23 protein-coding genes are annotated in these 26829 nt (G+C 64.6%); 16 read left to right on the plus strand and 7 right to left on the minus strand.

The window, feature by feature from the left end; all coding sequences use genetic code 11:
• The 4 genes from DVB37_RS03415 (at position 1) to lpxC (ending at position 4598) form a co-directional block, all read left to right on the plus strand.
• The gene (locus DVB37_RS03415; protein WP_046804314.1) at positions 1–825 is read left to right on the plus strand and encodes a cell division protein FtsQ/DivIB; all 825 of its coding nucleotides are present in this window, start codon (positions 1–3) and stop codon (positions 823–825) included.
• Between the two features lie 4 nt (positions 826–829).
• Positions 830–2056 carry a cell division protein FtsA gene (gene ftsA / locus DVB37_RS03420; RefSeq protein ID WP_006217473.1) on the plus strand — a complete coding sequence of 409 codons (1227 nt, stop codon included), beginning with the start codon at positions 830–832 and terminating at the stop codon, positions 2054–2056.
• Between the two features lie 192 nt (positions 2057–2248).
• Positions 2249–3433 carry a cell division protein FtsZ gene (gene ftsZ / locus DVB37_RS03425; RefSeq protein WP_046804312.1) on the plus strand — a complete coding sequence of 395 codons (1185 nt, stop codon included), beginning with the start codon at positions 2249–2251 and terminating at the stop codon, positions 3431–3433.
• A 241-nt stretch (positions 3434–3674) separates the two neighbouring features.
• The gene (lpxC, locus tag DVB37_RS03430) at positions 3675–4598 is read left to right on the plus strand and encodes a UDP-3-O-acyl-N-acetylglucosamine deacetylase (RefSeq protein WP_046804311.1); all 924 of its coding nucleotides are present in this window, start codon (positions 3675–3677) and stop codon (positions 4596–4598) included.
• 204 nt (positions 4599–4802) lie between these two features.
• On the opposite strand, the gene DVB37_RS03435 is transcribed toward lpxC, so the two are convergent.
• Positions 4803–5210, minus strand: coding sequence for a DciA family protein (locus tag DVB37_RS03435; RefSeq protein ID WP_006217476.1), 408 nt, complete (start codon positions 5208–5210; stop codon positions 4803–4805).
• Positions 5211–5337: 127 nt separating this feature from the next.
• On the opposite strand from DVB37_RS03435, the gene DVB37_RS03440 reads away from it, so the two are divergent.
• From DVB37_RS03440 to DVB37_RS03480, 9 genes are all read left to right on the plus strand, one after another.
• The gene (locus DVB37_RS03440; RefSeq protein WP_046804346.1) at positions 5338–6324 is read left to right on the plus strand and encodes a M23 family metallopeptidase; all 987 of its coding nucleotides are present in this window, start codon (positions 5338–5340) and stop codon (positions 6322–6324) included.
• A 175-nt stretch (positions 6325–6499) separates the two neighbouring features.
• A complete protein-coding gene (gene secA / locus DVB37_RS03445; RefSeq protein WP_046804309.1) occupies positions 6500–9235 on the plus strand; it encodes a preprotein translocase subunit SecA in 2736 nt (911 codons plus the stop codon).
• 15 nt (positions 9236–9250) lie between these two features.
• A complete protein-coding gene (locus DVB37_RS03450; RefSeq protein WP_046804308.1) occupies positions 9251–9970 on the plus strand; it encodes a VOC family protein in 720 nt (239 codons plus the stop codon).
• 238 nt (positions 9971–10208) lie between these two features.
• On the plus strand, positions 10209–10961 hold the full coding sequence (locus DVB37_RS03455) for a GntR family transcriptional regulator (protein WP_120153832.1): 753 nt from the start codon (positions 10209–10211) through the stop codon (positions 10959–10961).
• 11 nt (positions 10962–10972) lie between these two features.
• A complete protein-coding gene (locus DVB37_RS03460; RefSeq protein WP_370638747.1) occupies positions 10973–11947 on the plus strand; it encodes a tripartite tricarboxylate transporter substrate binding protein in 975 nt (324 codons plus the stop codon).
• 59 nt (positions 11948–12006) lie between these two features.
• Positions 12007–13701 carry a thiamine pyrophosphate-binding protein gene (locus tag DVB37_RS03465; protein WP_046804305.1) on the plus strand — a complete coding sequence of 565 codons (1695 nt, stop codon included), beginning with the start codon at positions 12007–12009 and terminating at the stop codon, positions 13699–13701.
• A 140-nt stretch (positions 13702–13841) separates the two neighbouring features.
• Positions 13842–14624, plus strand: coding sequence for an SDR family oxidoreductase (locus tag DVB37_RS03470; protein WP_046804304.1), 783 nt, complete (start codon positions 13842–13844; stop codon positions 14622–14624).
• 78 nt (positions 14625–14702) lie between these two features.
• Complete coding sequence (locus DVB37_RS03475) at positions 14703–15161, plus strand: Lrp/AsnC family transcriptional regulator (RefSeq protein WP_046804345.1); 459 nt, start codon at positions 14703–14705, stop codon at positions 15159–15161.
• A 162-nt stretch (positions 15162–15323) separates the two neighbouring features.
• Positions 15324–15935, plus strand: a complete 612-nt coding sequence (locus tag DVB37_RS03480; protein WP_046804303.1) for a gamma-glutamylcyclotransferase — start codon at positions 15324–15326, stop codon at positions 15933–15935.
• Positions 15936–15951: 16 nt separating this feature from the next.
• Here the strand turns inward: DVB37_RS03480 and pagP are convergent, their stop codons facing one another.
• From pagP to DVB37_RS03500, 4 genes are all read right to left on the minus strand, one after another.
• Positions 15952–16506, minus strand: a complete 555-nt coding sequence (gene pagP, locus DVB37_RS03485; RefSeq protein ID WP_104143389.1) for a lipid IV(A) palmitoyltransferase PagP — start codon at positions 16504–16506, stop codon at positions 15952–15954.
• A gap of 159 nt (positions 16507–16665) precedes the next feature.
• Positions 16666–18138 carry a magnesium transporter gene (gene mgtE, locus DVB37_RS03490; protein WP_046804301.1) on the minus strand — a complete coding sequence of 491 codons (1473 nt, stop codon included), beginning with the start codon at positions 18136–18138 and terminating at the stop codon, positions 16666–16668.
• 10 nt (positions 18139–18148) lie between these two features.
• Complete coding sequence (locus DVB37_RS03495; protein WP_046804300.1) at positions 18149–18559, minus strand: acyl-CoA thioesterase; 411 nt, start codon at positions 18557–18559, stop codon at positions 18149–18151.
• A 105-nt stretch (positions 18560–18664) separates the two neighbouring features.
• Complete coding sequence (locus DVB37_RS03500) at positions 18665–19753, minus strand: YeiH family protein (protein ID WP_120153836.1); 1089 nt, start codon at positions 19751–19753, stop codon at positions 18665–18667.
• Between the two features lie 120 nt (positions 19754–19873).
• On the opposite strand from DVB37_RS03500, the gene DVB37_RS03505 reads away from it, so the two are divergent.
• A complete protein-coding gene (locus DVB37_RS03505; RefSeq protein ID WP_046804298.1) occupies positions 19874–20767 on the plus strand; it encodes a LysR family transcriptional regulator in 894 nt (297 codons plus the stop codon).
• A gap of 3 nt (positions 20768–20770) precedes the next feature.
• Here DVB37_RS03505 and DVB37_RS03510 read toward each other — a convergent pair whose 3' ends face one another.
• Positions 20771–21967: a M20 aminoacylase family protein gene (locus tag DVB37_RS03510; RefSeq protein WP_104143391.1), complete on the minus strand. Its 1197-nt coding sequence runs from the start codon at positions 21965–21967 to the stop codon at positions 20771–20773.
• 77 nt (positions 21968–22044) lie between these two features.
• Between DVB37_RS03510 and DVB37_RS03515 the strand changes: the two genes are divergently transcribed.
• A complete protein-coding gene (locus DVB37_RS03515) occupies positions 22045–23796 on the plus strand; it encodes an AMP-binding protein (RefSeq protein ID WP_120153839.1) in 1752 nt (583 codons plus the stop codon).
• On the opposite strand, the gene DVB37_RS03520 is transcribed toward DVB37_RS03515, so the two are convergent.
• A complete protein-coding gene (locus DVB37_RS03520) occupies positions 23793–24677 on the minus strand; it encodes an inositol monophosphatase family protein (protein ID WP_046804295.1) in 885 nt (294 codons plus the stop codon). The genes DVB37_RS03515 and DVB37_RS03520 overlap by 4 nt on opposite strands.
• Positions 24678–24823: 146 nt before the next feature.
• Here DVB37_RS03520 and mnmC point away from each other — a divergent pair, with 146 nt between their 5' ends.
• Positions 24824–26698, plus strand: a complete 1875-nt coding sequence (mnmC, locus tag DVB37_RS03525; protein WP_120153841.1) for an FAD-dependent 5-carboxymethylaminomethyl-2-thiouridine(34) oxidoreductase MnmC — start codon at positions 24824–24826, stop codon at positions 26696–26698.
• Positions 26699–26829 lie beyond the last annotated feature (131 nt).

Consider the following 26829-nt stretch of genomic DNA (forward strand, 5'->3'; position numbering starts at 1 on the left):
GTGTGGAACGACGCTCGCACTACCAACCTGATCGCCAACACGCTAGCCGTGCTGGCGGTTTGCGCCATGCTGATCGCGGGCGTGGTCTGGGTAGCGCAACGCCCGTTCTTCACGCTGACGGCCATCGAGCTGGAATCGATGCCGGACACCGAATTGCACTACGTGTCGCCGCAAGCGGTGCGCTCGGCCATCGCGGGTCGCTTCAAGGGCAACTTCTTCACGGTGGACCTGGACGACGCGCGCGAGATCTTCGAGTCGGTGCCGTGGGTACGCCATGCCACCGTGCGCCGCATCTGGCCCAACGTGCTGCGCGTGCGGATCGAGGAACAGCAGCCCTTGGCGCTGTGGAACGAAAACCAGATGATCAACACCTGGGGCGAAGCGTTCACGGCCAACACGGGCGAGGTGGACGACGAAACCGTGCTGCCGCAGTTCTCGGGCCCCGAGGGCACGGAATCGCTGGTGGTGCAGCGCTACGCCGAATTGGCGCGGTGGTTCGCGCCGCTGGACATGCATGTCAAACAGTTGGAGCTGAGCCCGCGCTATGCCTGGCGGGTGGTGCTGTCCAACGGCATGCTGCTGGACCTGGGCCGCGACCCGGGCGCCGACGCGCCGGACCCGCATGGCCTGCCCGGCGCCTTGCCGTTCGCGGCTCGTATTCAACGCTTTGTGCAGGCGTGGCCCGTCGTGTCGGGGCGCCTGGAAGGGCGCACCATCACGCAGGCCGACCTGCGCTATCCGAATGGTTTCGCCCTGGCGCTGGCTCCGTTGCCCGCGTCGGAAACCAAATCCAAATCCACACCGAAACCTCCCAAGAAACGCTAACGCCATGACCCGTGACATCAAGGACCTTATCGTCGCCCTCGATATCGGCACCAGCAAGGTGGTGGCTGTGGTGGCTGAAATTTTGCCCGAAGGGCGATTCGAAGTGCTCGGCCTTGGCCAGCACGAATCGCGCGGCATGCGCAAGGGCGTGGTCGTCAACATCGAGACCACTGTGAATTCCATTCAGCGCGCGCTTGAAGAAGCCGAACTGATGGCAGATTGCAAGATTCGCGACGTCTACACCGGCATTGCCGGCAGCCATATCCGCAGCTTCAATTCCAGCGGCATGGTCGCTGTGAAGGACAAAGAAGTCACCGCCACCGACGTTGCCCGCGTCATCGAGACCGCCAAGGCGGTGAACATCCCTACCGACCAGCAAGTGCTGCATGTGCTGACCCAGGAGTTCATCGTTGACGGCCAGGAAGACATCCGCGAGCCCATCGGCATGAGCGGCCTGCGCCTGGAAGTGCGCGTGCACATCGTGACGGGCGCGGTCAGCGCCGCGCAGAACATCGTCAAGTGCGTGCGCCGCTGCGGCCTGGAAGTGCAGGACCTGATCCTGCAACCGCTGGCCTCGAGCCTGGCCGTGCTGACGGCCGACGAAAAAGAACTGGGCGTCGTGCTGGTGGACATCGGCGGCGGCACCACCGATGTCGCCATCTTCACCGGCGGCGCCATTCGCCACACCGCGGTGTTGCCGATTGCCGGCGACCAGATCACCAACGACATCGCGGCCATGCTGCGCACGCCGACGCCGGACGCCGAAGAGATCAAGCTGCGCTACGGCGTGGCCAAGCAGGTGCTGGCCAGCCCGGACGAATCCGTCGAAGTGCCCGGCCTGGGCGATCGCGGCCCGCGCCAGGTCAAGCGCCAGGCATTGGGCGCCGTGATCGAGCCGCGCGTCGAAGAACTGTTCACGCTGGTGCAGCAGGTGGTGCGCGATTCCGGCTACGAAGATCTGCTGGCTTCGGGCGTTGTCCTGACCGGTGGGTCGGCGCAGTTGCCCGGCATGATCGAACTGGCCGAGGACGTGTTCCTCAAGCCGGTGCGTGTGGCGGTACCCGAATACGAAGGAAGCTTGGCCGACGTGATGCGCAACCCGCGCTTCTCGACGGTCATGGGTTTGTTGCAGGAAGCACGGATGCAGCGTGTGCGAGGTCGCAAGGTCGCCGCTCAGACAGGCAATTTCAAAAGCCTGCTAGCGCGCATGAAGGAATGGTTCATGAATTAAAGAGGAAGGGGCAGGTTGGGGCCTGCTCCTTGGAACGCGTCGCGGCAGTATCGCGGGGCGGACCAGAAAGGGGAGGCGTCTCAAACCCGTCGCGGACCATAGCAGTCGGCATCGGCTTTGAGGCGATTCACAAAATATAGGTTGTTGGGGAATTTTTGTGATTTGCAAAATCGGACTTGTGAGGGAGTCATCATGATGAACTTTGAGATGCTTGAGAACAACACCAAAGGGACCGTAATCAAGGTCGTTGGTGTGGGCGGTGCGGGCGGCAATGCCGTCGCGCACATGATTCGCAGCGGCGTGCACGGCGTGGATTTCATCTGCGCCAACACCGATGCGCAAGCGCTGGCGGCAACCAATGCCCCGGTGCAGATTCGCTTGGGCCGTACCGGCCTGGGCGCGGGCGCCAAGCCCGAGCAAGGGCGTGCGTCGGCTGAAACCGCGCGCGAGGAGATCCGTGCTGCGCTGAACGGCGCTCACATGGTCTTCATCACCGCCGGCATGGGCGGTGGCACCGGCACCGGCGCGGGTCCGGTCGTGGCCGAAGTGGCAAAGGAACTGGGCATCCTGACCGTTGGCGTGGTCACCAAGCCTTTCACGTTTGAAGGCAACAAGCGCCTGAAGATGGCCGAGGACGGCATTGCCGAACTGGCCAAGCACGTGCATTCGCTCATCGTGGTCCTCAACGAGAACCTCTATGAACTGATGGACGAGGACGCGACGCAGGAAGACTGCTTCCGTTCGGCCGACGATATCCTGCACAACGCTTGCGCGGGCATCGCCGAAATCATCAACGTCGAAGGTAACGTCAACGTCGACTTCGAAGACGTCAAGACGATCATGGGTGAGCAGGGCCAGGCCATGATGGGCACGGCATCGGCATCGGGCGCGGACCGCGCACGTGTCGCCGCCGAGCACGCCATTGCTTGCCCGTTGTTGGAAGGCGTGGACTTGAACGGCGCGCGTGGCGTGCTGGTCAACATCACCGCCAGCCGCTCGCTGAAGATGCGCGAAACGCGCGAAATCATGGAAACGATCCGCAGCTACGCTTCGGACGACGCGACCGTGATCTTCGGTACGGCCTACGACGAATCCATGGGTGAAAACCTGCGCGTGACCGTGGTTGCAACCGGCCTGGGCCGTGCGCAAGCGCGTCCGCAACTGGTGCAAAGCACGGCTGAAGTGCTGCGTACCGGTACCGACAACATGCCCATGGGCACGATGCCGGCTGGTCAAGGTGGCGATTACCGCAATCTGGATATGCCGTCTGTCATGCGCAACCCGCGCAGCCAGGCGTCGGCCCAGGTGCGTGCGTTGGAAAGCTCGGGCATGGATCATTTCGACATCCCGGCATTCCTGCGCAAGCAGGCGGATTAAACGAAAGAGCCGACTACAGGCTCTGAATCGCAACTCCCTCATCTCCGGCTCGCTTGTCCCCGCGGGCGAGCCGGAGGCGGAGCGGTCCGTGTTTCCCTTGCACGGTTCTATAAAGGGACGGAAGTATCGGTCGATCCGGGTTGCTTGATGGCGCCAAGGATCGGACAGCGTTACAATACGTCAGTTACGCCGGCAATCTGTACTCTTCGTGCCGGCTTCCTGGCTCTAATACCCAAGCATCATGTTCCGACAGCGCAGCATTCAGAATCTCGTCCGCACGACAGGCGTCGGCGTCCACTCCGGACGGCGGGTAGAGCTCACCCTGCGTCCGGCACAGCCCAATACGGGCATTGTTTTCCACCGTGTTGATTTGCCCGAAGTCGTGGACCTGCCTGCTCAGGCCACCGGTGTGGGCGACACGCGCATGGCGTCCGTCCTGCAACAGGGCAACGTCCGCGTATCCACGGTAGAGCACCTGATGTCGGCTTTGGCCGGCCTGGGTATCGACAACCTGCATATCGACCTCACTGCCGAAGAAGTCCCCATCATGGACGGCAGTGCGGCAACCTTTGTTTATCTGTTGCGCTCGGCGGGCATCGTCGAGCAGAACGCGCCCAAGCAGTTCATCCGCGTCAAAAAGACGGTGGAAGTGCGCGAAGGCGAAGGCCGCAACGAAAAATGGGCGCGGCTGGAACCGCACGAAGGCTACGCATTGGCCTTCTCGATCGACTTCCGCCACCCCGCCATTGATTCCACCGCCAATTTTGCCGAGATCGATTTCGCCACGCATTCGTACGTGCGTGAAATTGCCCGCGCGCGCACGTTCGGTTTCGTCAATGAAGTGGAAGCGCTGCGCTCGATGGGCCTGGCCCGTGGCGGCAGCCTGGACAACGCCATCGTCATGGACGAATACCGGGTGCTGAACAGCGACGGGCTGCGCTATGACGATGAATTCGTGAAGCACAAGATCCTGGACGCCATCGGCGACCTGTATCTGTTGGGCAAGCCCCTGGTGGCCCGCTACGTGGCGTGCAAGTCGGGCCACGGCCTGAACAATCAGTTGGCCCGTGCGCTGCTCGCGCAGCAAGATGCCTGGGAACTGATCACCTATGAATCGCAGGCTGAAGCGCCGCAAGCCTTCCGCCACGAATGGAAGCTGGCGTAACGCCGGGTTCCTGACGGGATGCGGGCGGGGGCGCGATGCCCCGATTTCGTCCGTTTACCGCCTTGTCCGACCAATGGGCGGGGCCGGTCATCATCCCCTGATGCAACAGTCGCCATCCGGCTGCAAACCATCGTCGTAGTCCGACAAGAACTTGGTTTCGCTTCGTTTCCATGCGCCGTGCGCGCCGGACAAAGCCGGATAGCTTCAGCTACTCTTGTGATGCCTCAAGAGCTTGGCAACCGCGTCGGCCAACGGGCCGGGGCGCAGTTTTTCGTGCAGCGTCTCGAACGCGCCCAAGGCGGTATTGCCCAGGGGTTGCGCCTCTTTGGGAGGGCGCGGCTGACGGGCGCCGGGCTTCGGTAACCCCGCTTGTACCTTGACGGCAATTTCGTTAAGGTTCCAGCCTTGATCGGCCAGGGCACGCGCCACGCGCGGCGCCAACTGACGCATCTTGGCTGCGTGCGCGGCACTGGGCACCACAAGATGCAGGCACTGGTTTTCCAGTTTGCCCACCTGGCAGACGGCACCTAGCGGGGCGGGCAGAACCGCCGCCACCGCATACTGAATTTGCAAGTGCTTGCGGGCAGTCGCCAACACTCCGGCGCCCCGCATGTCATGACCCAGCCATCCCAGAGCGGTATTTTCTTTCCGCCGGCTGGAACTGGAACGTTGACGGTATGAAGTGGGTCTATTCATCCCGGCTCTAGAGAATTAGGAAGCAATCTTGAAAATCGTGATTATGCACGCCCGCGACGGGCGGGACGGGCATTTCACCCTGGGTGGCGCGCGGCTGGCGTTGCTGCTTGGGGCCGCTCTGATGACAGCCGCCATCTTTGGCGCCGCGCTACAGCGCTACCTTACTCCCATCCTGCCGGCGGTACACACCGTGGGCTGGCCGCTGGCACAACAGCCGGGTCGCGATACCGATTTCCTGCGTGGAAACATGAACCTGCTGGCCGCCAAGGTAGGCGCCCTGCAAGCCAAGCTGGTCAGCATCGACGGCTTGGGCCAGCGCGTGGCCAAGGTGGCGGGCGTGGCGTACACCGACCCGGAACTAGCCAAGCAACTGGCCGTGGCGCAGCCCGAAGCGCTGACCCAGCCGGAAGCGACCCAGGTCATGGATGACCTGTTCACCGACCACCCGCCGCCCAGCGCGGCGTCCGCCGAAGCGCTGGGCCGCCAGCTGGACGAAATCCAGGCGCGGCTGGCGCAGCAATCCGACAACCTGAAGCTGCTGGACGCGGCGCTGACCAAGCGGTCGGCCGACCAGGCCCGCATGCCCACGGCGATGCCCATCACCGATTATCCCTATCTGAGTTCCTCCTACGGCTGGCGCCGCAATCCGGTGACGGGTCGCACCGCCATGCACGAAGGCCTGGACTTCGCGGCGCCTTCGGGCACCCCGATCCTGGCCGCTTCCGGCGGCGTGGTGCTGGAAGCCAAGTTCCAGCCCGGCTTTGGCAATATGGTCGAAATCGACCATGGCGACGGCTTGATCACGCGCTACGCGCATGCGTCGTCGCTGATGGTCAAGCAGGGGCAACTGGTGGAACGCGGCCAGCAAGTGGCTCGCGTGGGCAGTTCCGGCCGTTCGACCGGCCCGCATCTGCACTTTGAGGTCCGCCTTGCCGGACAACCGCTGGACCCCCGTTTGTTCCTGGGATCGCAGCAGAACGCGCCGCCCGCCGTGGCCCAGGCCGCCGCGACTGAACCTGCGGCGCGCTGACCGGTCAAACCGGTCATCTTCAGCACTCTGGCCATAGGGCCAGGCTATTACGCGCCAGGTGCGTTAAACTGGTTCGTTTCCCAGCGGACCCCCGCTCAACCAATAAATCAAAGTCACGGGAGGCGCTGCCCTTGCCCTTTGCAGGCGCGGCGTGGCTCGTGCGGCCGACATACGCATGGTTTCTCTGCTCAAAAAACTCATAGGTAGCCGCAACGACCGGCTGCTTAAGCAGTATCGCAAGCTGGTAACCCAGATCAATGGGCTCGAGCCCAAGATTTCCGCGCTTTCCGATGCGGAGCTGGCGGCCAAAACTGACGAATTCCGATCCCGATACGCCCAAGGTACGTCGCTTGACGACCTGCTGCCCGAAGCTTTCGCCGTCGTGCGCGAAGCCGGCAAGCGCGTGTTCGGGATGCGCCATTTCGACTCTCAGTTGCTGGGCGGCATCGCGCTGCACAGCGGCAAGATTGCCGAAATGCGCACGGGGGAAGGCAAAACGCTGATGGCTACGTTGCCCGTTTACCTGAATGCATGCGCCGGCAAGGGCGTGCACGTGGTGACGGTGAACGACTATCTTGCCCGCCGTGACGCGGAATGGATGGGGCGCCTGTACCACTTCCTGGGCATGACGACGGGCGTGGTGGTGCCGCAGCAGCCTAACGAAGAGAAAAAGGCCGCCTACGCCGCCGACATCACTTACGGCACCAATAACGAATTCGGCTTCGACTACCTGCGCGACAACATGGAATACCGTGTTGAGGACCGCCGCCAGCGCGTGCTGTTCTACGCCATCGTCGACGAAGTGGACTCGATCCTGATCGACGAAGCCCGTACGCCGCTGATCATTTCGGGCCAGGCCGAGGATCACACCGAGCTCTACATCCGCATGAACGCGGTGCCGCCGCTGCTCAAGCGCATGGCCAGCGAGCCCAAGCCGCAAGAGCCGGAACCCGAAGGCGATTACTGGGTCGACGAAAAAAGCCAGCAGGTTTACCTGTCGGAAGCCGGCCACGAGAATGCCGAGGCCATCCTGGCCCGCCTGGGCATCCTGCCGGAAGGCGAATCGCTGTACGACCCGCGCCACATTGCCCTGATGCACCACCTGATGGTGGCCTTGCGCGCCAACAACCTGTTCTTCCGCGATCAGCAATACGTGGTGCAGGACGGCGAAGTGGTGATCGTCGACGAATTCACGGGCCGCCTGATGGTGGGCCGCCGTTGGTCCGATGGCCTGCACCAGGCCGTTGAAGCCAAGGAAGGCGTGAAGATCCAGCACGAGAACCAGACGCTGGCATCCATCACGTTCCAGAACTACTTCCGCATGTACGAAAAGCTGTCCGGCATGACCGGTACGGCCGATACGGAAGCGTACGAATTCCAGGAAATCTACGGGCTTGAAACGGTCATCATCCCGACCAACAAGCCGATGATCCGCAAGGACCAGAACGATCAGGTCTTCAAGACCGATCCGGAAAAGTACAACGCGATCCTCGAAGACATCCGCGACTGCCACGAGCGCGGCCAGCCCGTGCTGGTGGGCACCACCAGTATTGAAAACTCCGAGCTGCTGTCGGGCCTGCTGAAAAAGGCCAAGCTGCCGCACGAAGTGCTGAACGCCAAGCAGCACGCCCGCGAAGCCGAGATCGTTGCCGAAGCCGGCAAGCCGGGTCACATCACCATCGCCACCAACATGGCCGGTCGGGGTACCGACATCGTGCTGGGCGGCAGTGTGGACAAGCAGGTCGACCTGATCCGCGCCGACGAATCGCTGTCGGAAGCCGAAAAGAATGCGCGCATCGAGAAGATCCGCGCTGAATGGAAGCCGCTGAACGAGCAGGTCAAGGCCGCTGGCGGCCTGCGCATCATCGGCACCGAGCGCCACGAATCGCGCCGTATCGACAACCAGCTGCGTGGCCGCGCCGGCCGCCAGGGTGACCCGGGTTCGTCCCGTTTCTACCTGTCGCTGGAAGACTCGCTGATGCGCATCTTCGCGGGCGACCGCGTGCGCGCCATCATGGAACGCCTGAAGCTGCCCGAGGGCGAGCCCATCGAGGCGGGCATGGTGACGCGTTCGATCGAAACCGCGCAGCGCAAGGTGGAAGGCCGCAACTTCGACATCCGCAAGCAATTGCTGGAATACGACGACGTTGCCAACGACCAGCGCAAGGTGCTGTATTCGCAGCGTAACGACGTGCTGGAAGCCGCTAGCGTCAGCGCCACGGTGAACAACCTGCGCGATGCCGCCGTGGTCGAACTGTTCAACACGTACGTGCCGCCGGAATCGGTCGAAGACCAGTGGGACGTCCCCGGCCTGCAAAAGGCGCTGGAAGCCGACTGGCACTTGCACCTTCCGCTGACGGAAATGCTGGAGAAAGAATCCAACCTGACCGACGAAGACCTGCGCGAACGCGTGGTGGCCGCGGCGCGCGATGCGTACCAGGCCAAGGTTGACCAGGTGGGCGTTGAATCGTGGTCGCAGTTTGAACGTTCGATCATGCTGCAATCGATCGACACGCACTGGCGCGAACACTTGTCGTCGCTGGACTACCTGCGCCAGGGCATCCATCTGCGCGGTTACGCGCAGAAGAACCCCAAGCAGGAATACAAGCGCGAAGCCTTCGAATTGTTCTCGGGCATGCTGGATCGCATTCGCGACGACGTCGTGCGCGTGTTGATGACGGTGCGCGTGCAGTCGTCCGAGCAGGTCGAGCAAGCCGAAGCGGAAGCGGCGCAATCGCACGTGCAAAACGTGCAATACCACCATTCCGACTACGACGAGGCACTGGCCCAGACGGAATCGGACGACAGCGCGCAGCCCGTGCGCAACGCGCTGCCCAAGGTTGGCCGCAACGACCCGTGCCCGTGCGGCAGCGGCAAGAAGTACAAGCAGTGCCACGGCAAGCTGGTCTGATCAGGGGATAACGCCATGCTGCATTCTGTCGGCCGCACCGAATTCGACCACGCCGTCGTGATGGTGCGCGACCGGCTGGATGCGCTGGCGCCGCACTTTGAACGCCAGGGCTTTCACCTGAGCGACAAGGCGGTGCATAACCTGGGGTCCTGCAATCGGCTGATCGTGCTGGAAGGCACGTATGTGGAATTGCTGGGATGGCCGCCGGGGGCGCCGCCCGCCCGCAAGGAAATCGCGGATTCGCCGTTCGGGCTGGAAGCACTGGTGTTTCGCACCTATGACGCCGACGCCACCTACGAACGGCTCAAGGCAGCCGGGTTCGCCGTGAACCCTGTACAAGAACTGACTCGCCCGGCGATGCTGGACGGCCAGGAAGTGCAGGCCAAGTTCCATACCGTGCGTTTTGCCGAGCAGCCCTTGCCCGGCATCCGCATGTATTTCTGCCGACACCTGACGCCGGAATGCGTGTGGTCGCCGGCATTGATGGCGCATCCTAATGGCGCGCGCAGCCTGATTCGCATCGACGCGCGCGCGGCGGATGCGCAAGCGGTGGCCGAGCGCCTGGCGCGGGTGGCGGACGTGTCCGCCGAAGCCGCTTCGGGCGGCTGGGACGTGCCGCTGGCCAATCTGCGCATTCACGTTCAGCAAGACGCGGCAGCGGTGACGCCGGTGTTGTCCACGCTGACGCTGGAAAACCGCGACGGCGCCCACTACACGCTGGACACCGGCCTGTAGCTTCCCAACGGGCGTGTCGGTCGCGCCGCGCCCGTTTTCTGACTTCCACACTTGTGATCCCGGGCTGCTCTTTTCGCAGCCGTGTCGCGGTGCGTCCCCTTTTTGCCCGCAGCGCCCGCACCCGTCTCTTGCGGGCAAACCCTGCTTGCAAGGCAAAGTGTATGCACTTTAGTATGCACTTCATCCCGCCGCATTTCCCCAGCCCGATCTCCTCTATTTGCCAGCCGGATTTCGCTCCATGACGCAGTCGCCCACCGTCCATCGTCCCGCTGCCCGCACCTCCGCGGGCCAGGCCGAGCTGTACGGCGCGGTCAAGGCGATGGCGGTGCGCTTTGATTTCAAGCCCGGCGAACGCATCAACGAAGTTGAGCTGGCGCGCCGTTTGAACGTCAGCCGTACGCCGCTGCGGGAGGTGCTGAACCAGTTGATGGTTGAAGGCTTCCTGACCCGCTCGGTCAACCGCGGATTTATCGCCCGCTTGCTGGACGCCAAGCAGATTCACAGCCTGTACGAATACCGCTCGGTGCTGGAAGCGGGCATCGTGCGCGCCGCGTGCGAGCGTGCCAGCGATGAAGAACTGGCCCAGTTGCGGGCATTTGTCGAGCGGTCGCGCGATGTGCCGGAAGACAGCGACGCCACCCGCTTGCTGGAACTGGACGAAGCGTTTCACCTGCATCTGGCGGGGCTGTCGCGCAATGAAGAATTCGTGCGGGCCCTGGAAAGCGTCAACGCCCGGATTCACTTCGTGCGCTGGATCGATATGCAGCAGGGCCGGCGCAGCCACACCCAGGCCGAACACCTGCGCATCGTGCAGGCGCTGGAACAGCGCGACATGGACGCGTTGCCCGCGCTGATGGGCGCGCATATCGGACGCCGGCTGGATCAGATTACCGACGTGATACGCACAGGCTTTTCTACGATTTACATGCGGGACCAGGCCGAACCCGCCACGGTAGCGCCGGCCAACACCACAACAGCAGGGGAAAAATAATGAATCACACAATGAAGCGGATCCTGGCGGGCTTATGCACGCTGGCTGCCGCCGGGGGCGCCATGGTGGCCGCACCCGTCGCCGCCGAAGAACGGCCGTTGATCCTGGTGGTGCCGTACCCGCCGGGCGGCAGCACCGACATCCTGGCGCGCATTTTGCAGCCGCGTCTGTCGCAGCAACTGGGTGGGCGCGCGGTCGTGGTTGAAAACCGCCCCGGCGCGGCCAGCCAGATCGCCACCGCTTTCGTGGCGCGCGCCGAACCCGATGGCAATACGTTGCTGGTCAGCTTCGACAATCACGGCATCAACCCGGCCGTAAAGCCCAAGCTGCCCTACGACACCTTCAAGGACTTTGTTGCCATCTCGCAGACCGTGCGTTTTCCGCTGGTCATCGGCGCCAACCCCAATGTGCCCGGCAATAACCTGAAAGAGTTCCTGGCCGCAGCGGCGAAGGAATCGCCCAACAAATTCAACTACGCGTCCACCGGCGTGGGTTCGCTGAACCATCTGGCGCCCGAAGAACTCAAGCGCCTGTCGAAGGTTGAACTGCTGCATGTGCCGTATGGCGGCGGCGGCCCGGCCATCCAGGCCGTGGTGGGCGGGCAGGCCAATATGACGTGGCTGAGCTTTGCGGCGCTGCGCGGGCAGATCCAGGGCGGCAAGATCAAGCCCCTGGCCGTGGCCGGCGAAAAGCGCCTGCCTGAATTGCCCAACGTGCCGACGGTGATCGAATCGGGCTTTCCGGGCTTTGTCGCGTATTCCTGGAGCGGCATGTTCGCCCCGAAGGGCACGCCCGACGCGACCGTGAAAAAGCTGACGGCCGACTTCAAGGCGGTGCTGGCTGACCCGGACATCAAGAAGAAGGTGACGGAAGCGGGCTTCGAAATCGTGGCGTCGAACGGCCCCGAACTGGACGCCTACGTGAAGTCGGAATACGACCGCTGGAGCGCCTTCATCAAGAGCAGCAACATCAATCTGGATAACTGAGCGACGGTAAGCCGGGCGGCGCGCCGCCCGGTCCCGTCCGCGATACTCGTGGAGATGACATGGAAAATTTGACCGGCGCCGAAGCCATGGTGCGGATGCTGCAACACAACGGCGTCAAACATATTTTTGGCCTGTGCGGCGACACCAGCCTGCCGTTCTACGACGCGCTGTACCGCCTGGATCACGGCATGCAGCACATCCTGACGCGCGACGAACGTAGCGCGGGCTACATGGCCGACGCCTATGCGCGCGTGACCGGCAAGGTCGGCGTGTGTGAAGGCCCCAGCGGTGGCGGCGCCACCTACCTGTTGCCTGGTTTGGTCGAGGCCAATGAATCGTCGATTCCGGTGTTGGGCATTACGTCCGACGTCGCGGTGGGCTCGCGCGGCAAGTATCCGTTGACGGAACTTGACCAGGAAGCGCTGTACCGCCCGCTGACAAAGTGGAACCGCACGATCGACCGCGCCGACCAGATCCCCGGCATGGTGCGCGCGGCGTTCCGCGCCATGACGACCGGCAAGCCCGGCGCGGCGCACCTGTGCTTTCCGTATGACGTGATGAAGCAGCAAGTGGACGCGTCCGACATCTGGGCGCAGCCCGAACACGGCCGCTTCCCCGCCATGCGCGTGGCGCCGGACCCCGCGGACGTGGCGCGTGCCGCGCAGCGCCTGGTGGGCGCGCGGTCGCCCGTCATCATCTGCGGTGGCGGTGTGGTCATCGCCGGCGCCAGCGGCGCGTTGCAGGAATTGGCCGAAGCGCTGAAGGCCGCCGTGTGCGTGACCGTGAGCGGGCAGGGCAGCCTGGCCGACACGCATCCCCTGAACGCGGGCGTGGTCGGCTCCAACGGCGGCGTGATGGCCACGCGCGACGTGGTCGCCGCAGCCGACGTGGTGCTGTTCGTGGGCTGCCGGGCCGGGTCCACGTCCACGGAACACTGGCGCTTCCCGAACCGCGACGTGCCGATCCTGCACATCGACGTCGATCCGATGGTGATCGGCGCCAACTACCTGACCGAAGTGGGCCTGGTGGGCGACGCCAAGCTGGCGTTGGAGGCCCTGGGCGCCGAAGTAGAGGCGCGTCTGGCGCACCGCAATTCGGACGCCGTGGATGGCGCTGTGCTGGCCGGCCGCGCCAAGGCCGCGCGTCGGGCGCAGTTGGAGCCGTTGGCCAACAGCCTCGAGGCCCCGATTCGCCCCGAGCGCGTCGTGCAATCGCTGAACCGGCTGCTGCCCGACGATGCCGTGGTGTGCGCGGACCCGGGCACGCCGTGCCCGTACTTTTCGGCGTACTACGACGTGTCGCGCCCCGGCCGGCATTTCATTACCAACCGCGCACATGGCGCGCTGGGCTTCTCGATGTCGGCCGCGCTGGGTGCGTGGGTGGGCCGCCCGCAGTCCAAATGCGTATCGGTCATGGGCGACGGCAGCTTCGGCTTTACCGTTGGCGAACTGGAAACCATCGTCCGCCACAAGGCGCCGTTGCTGATGATCGTGTTTTCCAATTCCGTCTACGGCTGGATCAAGGCCAGCCAGAAGGCCGGCTACGACGAGCGCTACTACAGCGTGGACTTCAACCGCACCGACCATGCCCGCATTGCCGAAGCCTATGGCGTGAAGGCATGGCGCGTGGAAGATCCCGCCAAGCTGGACGCCGCCATCAAGGCCGCCATGGAACATGACGGCCCGGCGCTGATCGACGTGGTGGCGCAGCCCTTGCAGGACGCGGCCGCGCCGGTCAGCCAGTGGATGGGCTGATTCGCGCCTGATCGCGCAGCGGTACCCAGGGCCCTTCGGGGCCCTTTTTTTTGCCTGCGCGCACTGCCGCTGGTCCTATACTGATCCGCTTTGGCGCGGCGACGCCGCGTGGTCTGCAACACGTCAACGGGGAATCGGGCATGGATCTGGGGATCAGTGGCAAGACGGCTTTGGTGTTTGGTGGCAGCCGGGGCATGGGGCGCGCGTGCGCCTTGCAGCTGGCGCGCGAGGGCGTGGCGGTGACTATCGCGGCACGCAACCCGCAGACGCTAGAGCAGGCGGCCGCCGAGATCTCGAAGGAAACCGGCATCGGCGTGGGCTGGGTGTCGGCCGACTTGACCCAGGCAACTGGCCGCGATGCGGCGCTGGCGGCGTGCCCGCATCCGGACATCCTCGTCAACAACGCCGACGGCCCGCTGCCCGGCGATTTTCGTGATTGGTCCCGGGACGATTGGATCGCGGCGCTGGACGCCATGATGCTGGGCCCCATCGACATGATCCGGCGCGTGGTGGACGGCATGGTCGAGCGCCGTTTTGGCCGCATCGTCAATATCGTGTCGCGCAGCGTCAAGGCGCCGCATGCGGAACTTGGCCTGTCCAACGGGGCGCGTTCGGGGCTGATCGGTTTCGTGGGTGGCCTGGCGCGCCAGACCGTGCGGCACAACGTCACCATCAACAACCTGCTGCCCGGCGCCTTCGCGACCGATGCACAGATTCGCCACATCCAGGGCATGCTGGACGAGGCGGGCGGCAAGACGTTCGAGCAACTGTGGGACGAACGCGCGCGCAGCAACCCGGCAGGGCGTTACGGGCAGCCCGAGGAAGTGGGCGCGCTGTGCGCGTATCTGTGCTCGGCGCAGGCCGGCTATATGACCGCACAAAGCGTGCTGATCGACGGCGGCGGCTACCCCGGCACGTACTAGGCGCAAGCCGGGCCTCGCGCTGGACGCGCGCGGGACTAACAGGCAAGATTGGCACCCATGCCGTTCGAGAAAAAGCCCATGGACCAGACCGACATCAAGATATTGGGGTTGCTGCAAAAGGACGCCACGTGCTCGGTCGCGGAAATCGCCGAACAGGTGAATCTGTCGGTCACACCATGCTGGCGGCGAATTCAGAAGCTCAAGGACGACGGGGTCATTGCGCGCAACGCCATCTTGCTGGACCCGCGCGCGCTGGGGTTGAACCTGACCGTTTTTGTCTCGATCAAGACCAGCCAGCACAACGAAAAATGGACGCAAAGCCTGATCAACGCAGTCATGGCCTTGCCCAATGTCGTTGAATTTCACCGCATGGCGGGCGACATCGACTACCTGCTCAAGGTTGTGGTCGAGGACATGGCGGCGTATGACCGCTTCTACCGCCGGCTGATCGGCGCCGTGGACTTGCTGGACGTCAGCGCCAGCTTCTCGATGGAAATCATCAAAAGCACCACCGAATTACCGCTGGACGCGGTGTAGCAACGCGCCGCGCAAATTTTTTTCATTGCGGGCAGTTGAGGCGGATGCAAATTTCTTTCGGCGCGTTGCAAAACGCCTATCTCGCAATTCTTTTGCGCGGCCGTCGGCGTAGGATATCGCTCATTCCCTGCTGGGGAATGAATCGGGATATCAGAGGACCCTATGTCGTTCGCAGTACCCGCCGGCTGTGCCGGTCTGGAAAAAACGCGGCAAGCGCTATCGGTGGACGACCTGTTGGCCGGCTGGAACGGCGTCGACGACTTGTGGGTGTTCGCCTACGGTTCCCTGATCTGGCATCCCGGCTTTGCGTGGCGCGAACGCCGCCTGGCAACCGTGCGCGGCTATCACCGGTCCTTGTGCCTGTGGTCGCGCGATCATCGTGGTTCTCCTGACAACCCGGGGCTGGTGTTCGGCTTGAACCGGGGCGGTTGCTGCCGGGGCGTGGCGTATCAAATCGCCGCCGCCGATGTGCCCGACGTGTTCCAGGCGCTGTGGCGCCGCGAGATGGTGACGGGCGCCTATACGCCCCGCTGGCTGACCTGCCACACCGAATCCGCGCCGGTGCGCGGGCTGGTATTCCTGCTGAATCGCGCCTGCGACGAATATGCCGCCGATCTTTGCGACGATCGCCTGATCGCGTCCGTGCGCAGCGCCGTGGGACACTCCGGGCCTTGCCTGGATTACGTGGTGGAAACCGAACGCGCGTTGCGCGCCCACGGGATCGACGACTGGCGGCTGGGCGATCTGGTGCGCAGGCTGGGCCAGGCGTTTTAAGCTTGCGCGTGGCGCCTTAGAAGTGCCAGCGCCCGAACATATACAGCACGTTGCCCGCGCCGGACGCGCCGGGGATATAGGTGGCGTAGAACATCGCGTCTTTGTAGCCGGCGCCCACCAGCGGCAGGATGCCCGGAAACGGCACGTAGCCCATGATGTCGTGCCGCGCGGTCAGGAAGACGGTATAGCCCGCGCCCAACCGGAAGTTCTCGCTGACCTGTCCGATTTTCAGGAAGCCATAGCCGGCAATGGGCTCGACCTTGCTGTGCGAATCCAGAAACGCCATGGCGTACAGGCCCTGCCAGTCGCCGTCTTCGTCGTAGATGCTGCGGCCATAGCCGCCGCCCCATGCCAGCTCGTTGAAGCTGTCGATTTTTTCTTTGCTGTACGTGGCGCGGTTGTGCCAGGCGTAGCCGGAAACGTAGAGGTCGTGGCCGCCTTCGGTCCAGATCTGGTCCAGGCGATTGCAAGCGGATTGCGCCCACGAGGGCAGGCTTTCACAGGCCTGCGCGGCGGCGGTGAAAGTCGAGAGCAGCAGACAGAGGATCGCTGCCCGAAATTTGGCGTTCATTGCGGGTAAACAGGGGTAAAGATGACAATTCGATGACTGTACATGTAGTCATCGCTGCATCCCTGTCAGATGGCTGTCATGCATCGGCGTGCGTAGCCACCGCCCCAGGAAGGGGGCGGCACACCTGCGCAAAAACAAGAATTTTCTGTGGTGGCCGAGCTACAGCAAGAAGATCGTGGCCAAGCCCAGAAAGATGAAGAAGCCCAATGAATCGGTGGCGAAAGTCAGCAGCACCGACGACCCCATTGCAGGATCCTTGCCGAACCGCGCGCGCACCATCGGCACCAGCACGCCCACCGATGCACCGACCAGCATGTTGCAGATCATCGCCGCCATCATCACCAGCGCGATCGACAGCGAATGCGAGATGACCCAGGCGAACAGCGCCGCCACCAGGCTGCCGCACAGGCCGACCAGCAACGTCACGAAAAGCTCACGCTTGACCAGCTGCCACAGGTTGCGCCCGGTGATCCGGCCCATGGCCAGCGCCCGGATGATCAGCGTCATGGTCTGGTTGCCCGAGTTGCCGCCGATACCCGCAACAATCGACATCAGAAACGCCAGGATCACGATCTGGCTGACCGTGCCTTCGAATTGGGAGGCCACGAAAGATGCCGTGGCGGCGGTACAGAGGTTGAACAGCAGCCAGGGTGCGCGGTTGCGCAGGGCGGTGGTGACGGGCGCGAAGATGTCTTCTTCTTGCAGACCGGCACGCGACAGCGCTTGTTCTTGCGAGTCTTCACGCATCACGTCCACGACGTCCGCAATGGTGACGCGGCCGATCAGGCGGCCCTGGTCGTCCATTACCGGCGCGGACACCAGGTCGTAGCGTTCGAACGCGCCGGCGGCGTCGGCGTCGGAATCCAGCGGGTTCAGCGCCAGAAAGTCCGAGTTCATGACGGCGCGCACTTCCGTCTCGGGTTCGCTGACCAACAGGCGCGACAAGGGCAGAATGCCTTGCAGCTTGTCCTGGCGGTCCACGACGAAGATCTGGTCGGTGTGATCGGGCAGCTCGTGCAGGCGGCGCAGGTAGCGCAGCACCACTTCCAGCGTAACGTCCTCGCGCACACGGACCATTTCGAAGTCCATGATCGCGCCCACGCTGTCTTCCGGATAGCCCATGGCTTCCAGCAGCTGCGCGCGTTCTTCTTCGGTCAGGCCCTTTTGCACTTCGGCCACCACGTCGGGCGGCAGGTCGGGCGCCAGGTCCGCCAACTCGTCGGCGTCCATGTTGCCGGTGGCGGCAACCAGGTCCTGGCGGTCCATCGCTTCGATCAGCGATTCGCGCACCCAGTCTTCGACTTCCAGCAGCACGTCGGCGTCGTGCTCAGGGCTGACCAGCTTCCAGATGGCCTGGCGTTCGTCCTTGGGCAGCGATTCCAGGATGAAGGCGATGTCGGCCGGGTGCAGGCCGTCAAGCAGCGTCTTGAGTTCGGCTTCGTGCTGGCGGTGGACCAGGTCTTCGACCAGCGGCGCCTTGGCATCGCCTTCTTCCTGGCGATGCACCAGGTCGGCCACCAACTGCTGGCGGCGCAGGCGTTCCTGCACTTCGGCCAGGGCGGTCTGGGCGTCTTCCGGGTCGAGGCGGCGGGGCGTCGCGGGCGGTTTCTGCGCGGCGGCGGACTGCGTCATGCGTTACGGCTCAAAGAGAAGGTAGGGGGCGGCTGCGCCGCGCTTCGTCGGTGGCGACGTAGGTCAGCGTGGCCTCGGTGACCTTGACGACTTCAGCGTCCAGGCGTTGGCGCTGCGCGTAGACCTCGACGGACACGGTGACCGAAGTGGTGCCGGTCTTGACGATGGCCGCGTAAAAGCTGAGCAGGTCGCCCACGAAGACGGGCTCTTTGAACTGGAAGGCGTTGACCGCCACGGTGGCGACTCGGCCGGCGGCGCGGCGCGCGGCGGGAATCGAGCCGGCGATGTCCACCTGGGCCATGATCCATCCGCCAAAAACGTCCCCGTGGATATTTGCGTCGGCCGGCATCGGCATGACGCGCAATACCGCGTCGCGATTGGCGGGCAAAGTCGTAAACGGGGTTTTCGGGCTGGAGGTCATGCGGCCGACTCCAATGCATGGGAACCAGCCGATTATGCAGGAAAAACGAGACAGCGGCGTGCGCGGCGCAGGCCGTCGCGGCGCTTTGCCGCGACGGCCTGAAAATCAGGTCGCCAACTTCACGATGCCGTAGCCGCCAACCAACAGCCAGGCATACAGAATGAGTCCCAGGGCCATCACGCGGGGGCCCGCCTTCTTGATCTGGGCAAAGCGCGTTTCGATGCCCAGGGCGGTCATGGCCATGGTCAGCGCAAAGATGTCCAGGCGGCGGATGGCGGCGATGGCGTCGGCGGGGATGATGTTCAGCGAATTGATGATGGCCAGCACCAGGAAGCCGACGGCGAACCACGGAATGGGCAGCTTGCCGCCCTTGGCCTGGCCGCCCGACTGGCTGGCCGCGCTGCGCAGATACATGCCCAACACCAGCAGCACCGGCACCAGCAGCGCCACGCGGGTCATTTTGACGATGGTGGCGACTTCGGTGGTGGCCGGGTCGATATTGCTGGCCGCGCCCACCACTTGCGCCACTTCGTGGATGGTGCCCCCGATATAGATGCCCAGCGCCTGCGTGTCCAGGCCGAGCCAGCCCGCGTGATAAAGAATCGGATACAGGAACATGGAGAGCGTGCCGAAAAGCACGACCGTGGCCACGGCTACCGCGCTTTTGTGGGGCGCCGCCCGCAGCGTGGGTTCGAACGCCAGCACCGCCGCCGCGCCGCAAATGGCGCTGCCGGCGGCGGTCAGCATGGCGGTGTCGCGGTCCAGGCCTAGCAGGCGCTGCCCCACGACCGTGCCAATTACCAACGTGCCCAGCACTACCGCGACCGACACGGCCAGGCCGGGCAGGCCCACGGCGGCGATCTGCTGGATGCTGATGTTCAATCCGTAGAACGCCACGGCGATGCGCAACAGGCGGCGCGCCGTGAAGTTCACGCCCACGCCCCAGTCCGCCGGCATGGTGCCGCGCAGGAAATTGCCATACAGCATGCCGCAGACGATGCCCACGACCAGCGGCGAAAAGCCCAGCTGGCGAATGGCGGGCAAGTCCGCCAGTTGCATCACGGCAGCCGCCATCAGGCCGACGAACAACACGCCATTGAGCTTGTCGCGCCAGGGTGTGGCGGTGCCCGGGGCGGCTGCGGCGGGCGCCGCCGAGGCGGGCAGGGGAACGGCGGTGCTGGAAGAGGTGCTCATGACGGGCCTTTGCGGCATATCTAAATAACTAGACGAAATATTAAGTCGTGGGCCGTTATTTGAAAAATCTTCAATTCGGATATGTAATATCGGAAATTCTGATAATAAGCGCCGCAATCCATGACCCCTGACCAACTCCTCACATTCGCCTGCGTGGCCGATACCGGCAACATCAGCCGCGCGGCGCAGGTGTTGAATTTGTCTCAGCCGGCCGTATCCGGGCAGTTGCGTGCGCTACAAGATTGGTTTGGCGAACCGCTGTACCGGCGCAGCGGCCATGGCATTGCGCTGACCGAGGCCGGCGAGCGTCTGGCCGAACAGGCACGGCAGCTGCGGCAGGTGTACCGGCAGGCGCAGGCCGTCCGGGAATCGTGGCGCGGGCTGGAAACGGGCGCGTTGCGGCTGGGCGCCAGCACCACGCCCGCCAGCTATCTGCTGCCCCGGCTGGTGGCCGACTTCCGTTCCGCCTTTCCGGCGGTCAGCCTGCATCTGTCAGATGGCAACACCCGCGAAATCGTCGAGCGCTTGCCCGCGCTGGACCTGGCTTTTATTGAAGGGGATGTGCCCTCGGGGCTGCCCGCCGACACGGCCGTACATGCGTGGCGCCAGGACGAAGTGGTGGCGATCGTGCGCGCCGACCACGCGCTGGCGTCCAAGGGCGCGGTGACCTTGCGTGATCTGGCGGCGTCTGCCCTGGTTATGCGCGAGCCCGGTTCCGGCGTGCGTCGGCTGGTCGAGCGCGCCTTTGCCGATGCCGGTCTGGCGCCGTCGGTGGGGCTGGAATTGGCGGGGGTGGAAGGGGTGAAGCAGGCGGTGCGGGCGGGGCTGGGCGTGGGCTTTGTGTCCGTCATGTCGATGCGGCATGAAGACGGCGCCCTGGCGGCGCTGCGCTTGTTGCCCCGGCCGTTGACGCGCACCCTGAGCATCCTGGTGCCGCATGCGGATGCGGCCGCCCGCGCCGCTGAACGCTTTCTGGCGATGTGCCTGGCGGTCGGGGCGGCGGACGGCGGGTAGCGGTCAGGCTTTGGCCAAGCGCTTCAAGGCCAGCTGAACCCAATACGTGCCGCCCAGCGGCAGCAGTTCGTCGTTGAAGTCGTAGCTGCCGTTATGCAGCATGCAGGGGCCCAGGCCGTGGCCGCTGTCGCGGTGTTCGCCCGTGCCATTGCCGATCCAGACGTAGCAGCCCGGCAGTTCCTGCAGCATGAACGCAAAGTCTTCCGCGCCCATCGTCGGCTGCACGTGGTCGTTGACGTTGGCCTCGCCCACGATGTCGCGCAGCACCTCGGCGCAGAACGCGGCCTCTTCGGCGTGGTTGATGGTGGGCGGGTAGTTGCGCTGGAACGTGAACTCCACCTCGCAATCCATGGCGGCGCAGGTGTGGCGCGTGATCTCTTCCATACGGCGTTCGATCAGGTCCAGCACGTCCAGCGTGAACGTGCGCACGGTGCCGCGCAGTTCAGCGTGGTTGGGCACGACGTTGTCGGCGCTGCCGGCATGGATCTGCGTAATGCTGAGCACCGCGGCGTCCAGCGGATTGCGGTTGCGCGTGATGATGGTCTGCAACGACTGCGCCAACTGCACAGCGGCCATGACCGGGTCGATGCCCAGGTTGGGCATGCCGGCGTGGGTGCCCTTGCCTTTGACGACAATCGAAAACTCGTTGCTGGACGCCATGATGGGGCCGGGCGTCAAGCCGAATTGGCCGGGCTTCATGCCGGGCCAGTTGTGCATGCCGAACACGGCTTCCATGGGGAAGCGCTTGAACAGGCCGTCGTCGATCATGCGCTTGGCGCCGCCGCCGCCTTCTTCGGCCGGCTGGAAAATCACATAGACGGTGCCGGCGTAATCGCGGTGTTGCGCCAGGTATTGCGCGGCGGCCAGCAGCATCGCGGTGTGGCCGTCATGACCGCAGGCGTGCATCTTGCCGTCGTTCTTGCTGGCGTGCGCAAAGCTATTCACTTCTTGCATGGGCAGCGCGTCCATGTCGGCGCGCAGGCCCACTGCGCGATCGCCGGGCTGGTTGCCGCGGATGATGCCGACCACGCCCGTGCCGCCCAAGCCACGGTCGACCTCGATGCCCCATTCTTCAAGCTTGGCCGCCACCACGTCGGCGGTGCGGAATTCTTCGAAAGCCAGTTCGGGATGCGCGTGGATGTCGCGGCGGATCTTCGAAATATCCTGGTGCCAGGCGACGATGGGTTCGAGCAGTTTCATGGGGAAAGGTCGGGCGAAAAAAGGGAACGCAACAAGGTTATCATCATTCAAAAATCTATTTAATGGAGACAAACACCATGACGCGTCCGTGGCTTGCCCATTACCCGCAGGGGGTGCCGGCAGAGATCTCCACCGAGGGTTATTCCTCGCTGGCCGACCTGCTCGACCGCGCTTGCAAACAGTACGCCACGCGCATCGCCTGCACGGCGATGGGCAGCGATATCACCTATGCGCAGCTGGATCGGCATGCGCGCGCCTTCGCCGGATGGTTGCAAAGCCTGGGCCTGGAAAAGGGCGCCCGCGTGGCGCTGATGATGCCCAACGTGCCGGCCTACCTGGTCGGCATGCTGGGCACGCTGCGCGCGGGCATGGTCGTGGTGAACGTGAACCCGCTGTACACAGCCGACGAACTGGAACGCCAGTTGCAAGACAGCGGCGCGTCCGTGATCCTGATCCTGGAAAACTTTGCCCACACCTTGCAGGGCGTGAAGAATCGCGGTCGGCTCAAGCATATTGTCGTGACGGGGCCGGGCGATCTGCTCGGTGGGCTGAAGGCGCCGCTGGTCAACTTCGTGGCCCGCCATATCAAGAAGATCGTTCCCGCCTGGAACATCGATGGCGCGCAGTCCTTGCCCAAGGTCTTGGCCGCCGGCGCCAACCTGCCATTCACGCCGCCCGCGCTGACGATGGATGACGTGGCGGTGTTGCAGTACACGGGCGGCACCACAGGCGTACCCAAGGGCGCGATGCTGTCGCACCGCAACCTGACGGCCAACGTGCTTCAAACCGAAGCGGTCGCGCAGCCCGTCGTGCACGATCTGGCAAATTCCCAGCTCACCATCATCAGCGCGCTGCCGCTGTATCACGTGTTTGCGATGACGGTTTGCGGCTTGTATGGCTTGCATGCGGGCATGCGCAACGTGCTGATCATCAACCCGCGCGACCAGCCTTCGCTGATTGCGGCCTGGCGCAAGGTGCCGATCAATCTGTTCCCGGGCGTCAACACTTTGTTCAATGCGCTGGCCCACAACGCCGACTTTGCCAAGCTGGATTTTTCGGCCCTGCGCTTGACGCTGGGCGGCGGCATGGCCGTGCAGCAACCGGTGGCCGAACGCTGGCTGAAGATCACGGGCCGCCCTTTGATCGAAGGCTATGGCTTGTCGGAAACGTCGCCGGTGGCGACGGTGAACCCCACCAACGCCACGGCATATTCCGGTTCGATCGGCCTGCCGTTGCCGTCCACCGATGTGGCCATTCTTGATGATGCGGGTCACGAAGTGCCGCTGGGCGAACGCGGCGAAGTGGGCATACGCGGGCCGCAGGTCATGCTGGGCTATTGGCAAAAGCCCGAAGAAACGCAGCAATCGATGACGGCCGACGGGTTCTTTCGCACGGGCGACATCGGCATCATGGACGATAAGGGTTATACGCGCATCGTGGACCGCAAAAAGGACATGATCGCGGTGTCCGGATTCAAGGTCTATCCGAACGAGGTCGAGGCCGTGGTGGCGCAGATGCCGGGCGTACTTGAATGCGCGGCCATCGGCGTGCCGGACGAACACTCCGGAGAATCGGTGAAGGTGTTCGTGGTCAAGAGCGACCCGTCGTTGACCGAGGCGCAGGTGCAGGACTGGTGCCGCGAAAAGCTCACGGGGTACAAGCGACCGCGCTTCGTGGAATTCCGCGACGAATTGCCCAAGAGCAACGTGGGCAAGATCCTGCGCCGCGAATTGCGGCCCGACGCGTCTTCATCCGCACCCGCCGCGTCGCCATCTGGCGTCAACCCAGGCGCGAACACAGGCGCAAATGCGGGCGCGACCGCTCGCTAGGCGGCTGCCGGCCCGTTGTCCAGATGCGGCGCAATCATGTCGTGCAGGGCGCGTTCGATGGCGGGGTTGCCCGCCACGACGCGTCCACCGATAGGCCAGGGATCCAGCTTGTGCATGTCTGAACACGTGCCGCCCGCTTCGCGCAGGATCAGCGTGCCGGCGGCCACGTCCCACGGCGCCAGCCCCATCTCCCAATACCCGTCGTAGCGGCCGCAAGCCGTCCATGCCAGGTCCAGCGCGGCCGCGCCCATGCGCCGCACGCCGCGCGCGCGCTTGATGGCGTCGTTCAGCATGGGCATGTATTGGTCGGCAAAGGAAAAGTCGCGGAACGGAAAGCCGGTGGCCAGCACGGAATCTTCGATGGTCTGCGTGCGCGAACACTTGATGCGGCGGCCGTTCAACCAGGCGCCGATGCCGTACACGGCGGTAAACAGTTCTTCGCGATTCGGGTCGTACACCACGCCAATAACGGGCGTGTCTTCGGCAAGCGTTTCGGTGGCTGATACCGCCGTGCCCGCGTGCGCGATCAGCGCGATGGAAACGGCGTAGTGGGGAATGTCGTGCAGGAAGTTGGTGGTGCCATCAAGCGGGTCGATGTACCAGGTGGCGCTGCCTTGCGGCTTGCCGCCCGTCTCTTCGGCCACGATGCCGAACTTGGGCGTACGCTCGCGCAGTTCCTGAATAATGACGGCCTCGGCTTCGCGGTCCGCCTGCGAGACGAGATCGTTGCGCGCCTTGCGGTCGATCACGAGATCGGCGCGATGATGCGCGTAGGATTGCAAGATGGCCGCGCCGCCATGCGCTGCGGTAACTGCCGCATCGATCGCGGCGCACAGGTCGATGGGCTGGGCCAGTGAGCGGGGCTGATCATAGGTGTCCATGCAAACCAGTGTAAGCCCATGATTGCGTCAAACCCGCGGCAGCCGCGCGAAAGCCGGGCGCCGCGTGGCGTCCATCCAACGTCTGCGCGGCGGCCCGTCGATAATTCGCGTTTGTCACAACTCTGTCCATTCTTTCGAAAAACCCCATGTCCGCGCCTTACGTTCCCCTGACCCCCGCAGTGATCGAATTCGACGCCGACGGCAAGCTGTACAGCGCCGTGTACGGCGACGTCTATCACCCGCACCCCGGATCGGTGGGGCAGGCCGAACACGTGTTCCTGCGTGGTAACGGGCTGCCGGCGCGCTGGCGTGGACGCGACGCATTTACCGTTTGCGAGACCGGTTTCGGCCTGGGACTCAACTTTCTGGCGCTGTGGCACGCCTGGCGGCAAGATCCCCAGCGGCCTGCCGCGCTGCATGTGGTGTCGATGGAGGGGCATCCCTTTACCCGCGATGACCTTGCCGCCTTGTTGGCTCGCTACGCCGCCACGCCACTGGCCGAGTTGGCGCAGCGCCTGGTGGACCAATGGCCCGCGCTGCTGCCGGGGCTGCATCGGCTCGAATTCGAGAACGGCGCGGTGACGTTGACGCTGGGCTTTGGCGATGCCGGGGTGATTGCACCGCGCCTGTCGGCGCGCGTGGACGCCTTCTTCCTGGACGGCTTCGCGCCAGAGCGCAATCCGGGCATGTGGTCCGCGCCCTTGCTGCGCGATCTTGCGCAACTGGCCGCGCCCGGCGCCACCGTAGCCACCTGGGCATGCACCGGCGAGCTGCGGCAGGCCCTGCAGGACGCGGGTTTTGACGTGCGGCGCACGCCCGGCTACGGCGGCAAATGGCATATGACCGAGGGCATCGCCCGCGCGCCGGGCCAGGTAGCCGCCGCCATCGCCGGGCCGGTGGCCGTCAAGCATGCCGTGGTGATCGGCGCAGGGCTGGCGGGGGCCGGCATCGCGCAGTCGCTGGCCGGGCGCGGTTGGCGTGTAACGGTGCTGGATGCGGCCCGGGCCGTGGGCAAGCCCGCGCATGCGGGCCATGTGGCCGCCGCCCTGACGCCCGTGGTGGCACGCGACGACAATGCACGCGCACGCCTGTCCCGCGCCGGAAGCCAACGCGCGCAGGCCCGCTGGCAAGGGCTGGGCGGCGATGCCGCGCCCCGGGTTTGCGGTACGGTCCAGGTTGAACGCGACGCCGGCAAATCCGCCGCGCTGGCCGGCACATTGCAAACCTTGGCGTTCCCGCCCGATTGGGTGCGGGTGGTCGACCGTGACGAAGCCAGCGCCTTGGCCGGCCTGCCGGTGGCCCGGGGCGGCGTGTACTTCGGACAAGGCATGCTGGTTCAGCCCAACCGTCTTATCGACGCGTTGCTGCAAACGCCCGGCGTCGGCGTTGTGCCGGGCAACGCGGCCCGTGTCGAGGCGTCGGGGCAGGGCTGGCGTGTCTTGGACGCCCAGGGCAAAGAATTGGCGCAGGCGCAAACCGTCATCCTGGCCAACGCCTTTGGTGCGCAAGCGGTATTGAAGCAAAGCGGGTTGCTGGACCCTCTGCCGCGCGTGGCGCAGATGCACGCGCTGGCGGGCGAAGTCACGCTGGTGCCCGCTGCGGCGCTTGACGGCGGTCCGCGCTGCATTGTGGGGGGCGAAGGCTATCTGCTGCCGGACGTGGGTGCAGGTTGCGTGGTCGGCAGCACTTACGAACACGGCGCGGCCCAAGCCTTGGTCACCGAGCCGGGCCAGCGGACCACCTTGGCCAAGGCGGCTGGGCTGCTGGGCGGCCCCTTTCCGGGTTTTGAGGCCTTGGTGCCCGGGTCGCTGCCGGGGTGGGCGGGCTGGCGCGCCGTGTTGCCTGGGCGGCTGCCCGCCGTGGGGGAATTGCGGCACGCGCCCGGGCTGTGGATAGCCGTGGGCTATGCGTCGCGGGGCTTGTCGTGGTCGGCGCTGATGGGCGATGTGATCGCGGCACGCCTGAGCGGCGAGCCGGATGTGCTGGAAACCGATCTGGCCCAACTTATTTCACCAAGGTGAAAAAAAGTTCGGTCTCTGGCAGGGGCCGGAGCCAGGTGGCGTAGAATTGCGGTAATTGCCAGGATTTGGCGCCAAATAGACCGTAATGGGCCTGATGTTGGCGTTTCGGCGGCGCGCGGCTCTAGGCCGAG

This window comes from Achromobacter sp. B7 (assembly GCF_003600685.1).
GTDB lineage: Bacteria > Pseudomonadota > Gammaproteobacteria > Burkholderiales > Burkholderiaceae_B > Achromobacter > Achromobacter spanius_B.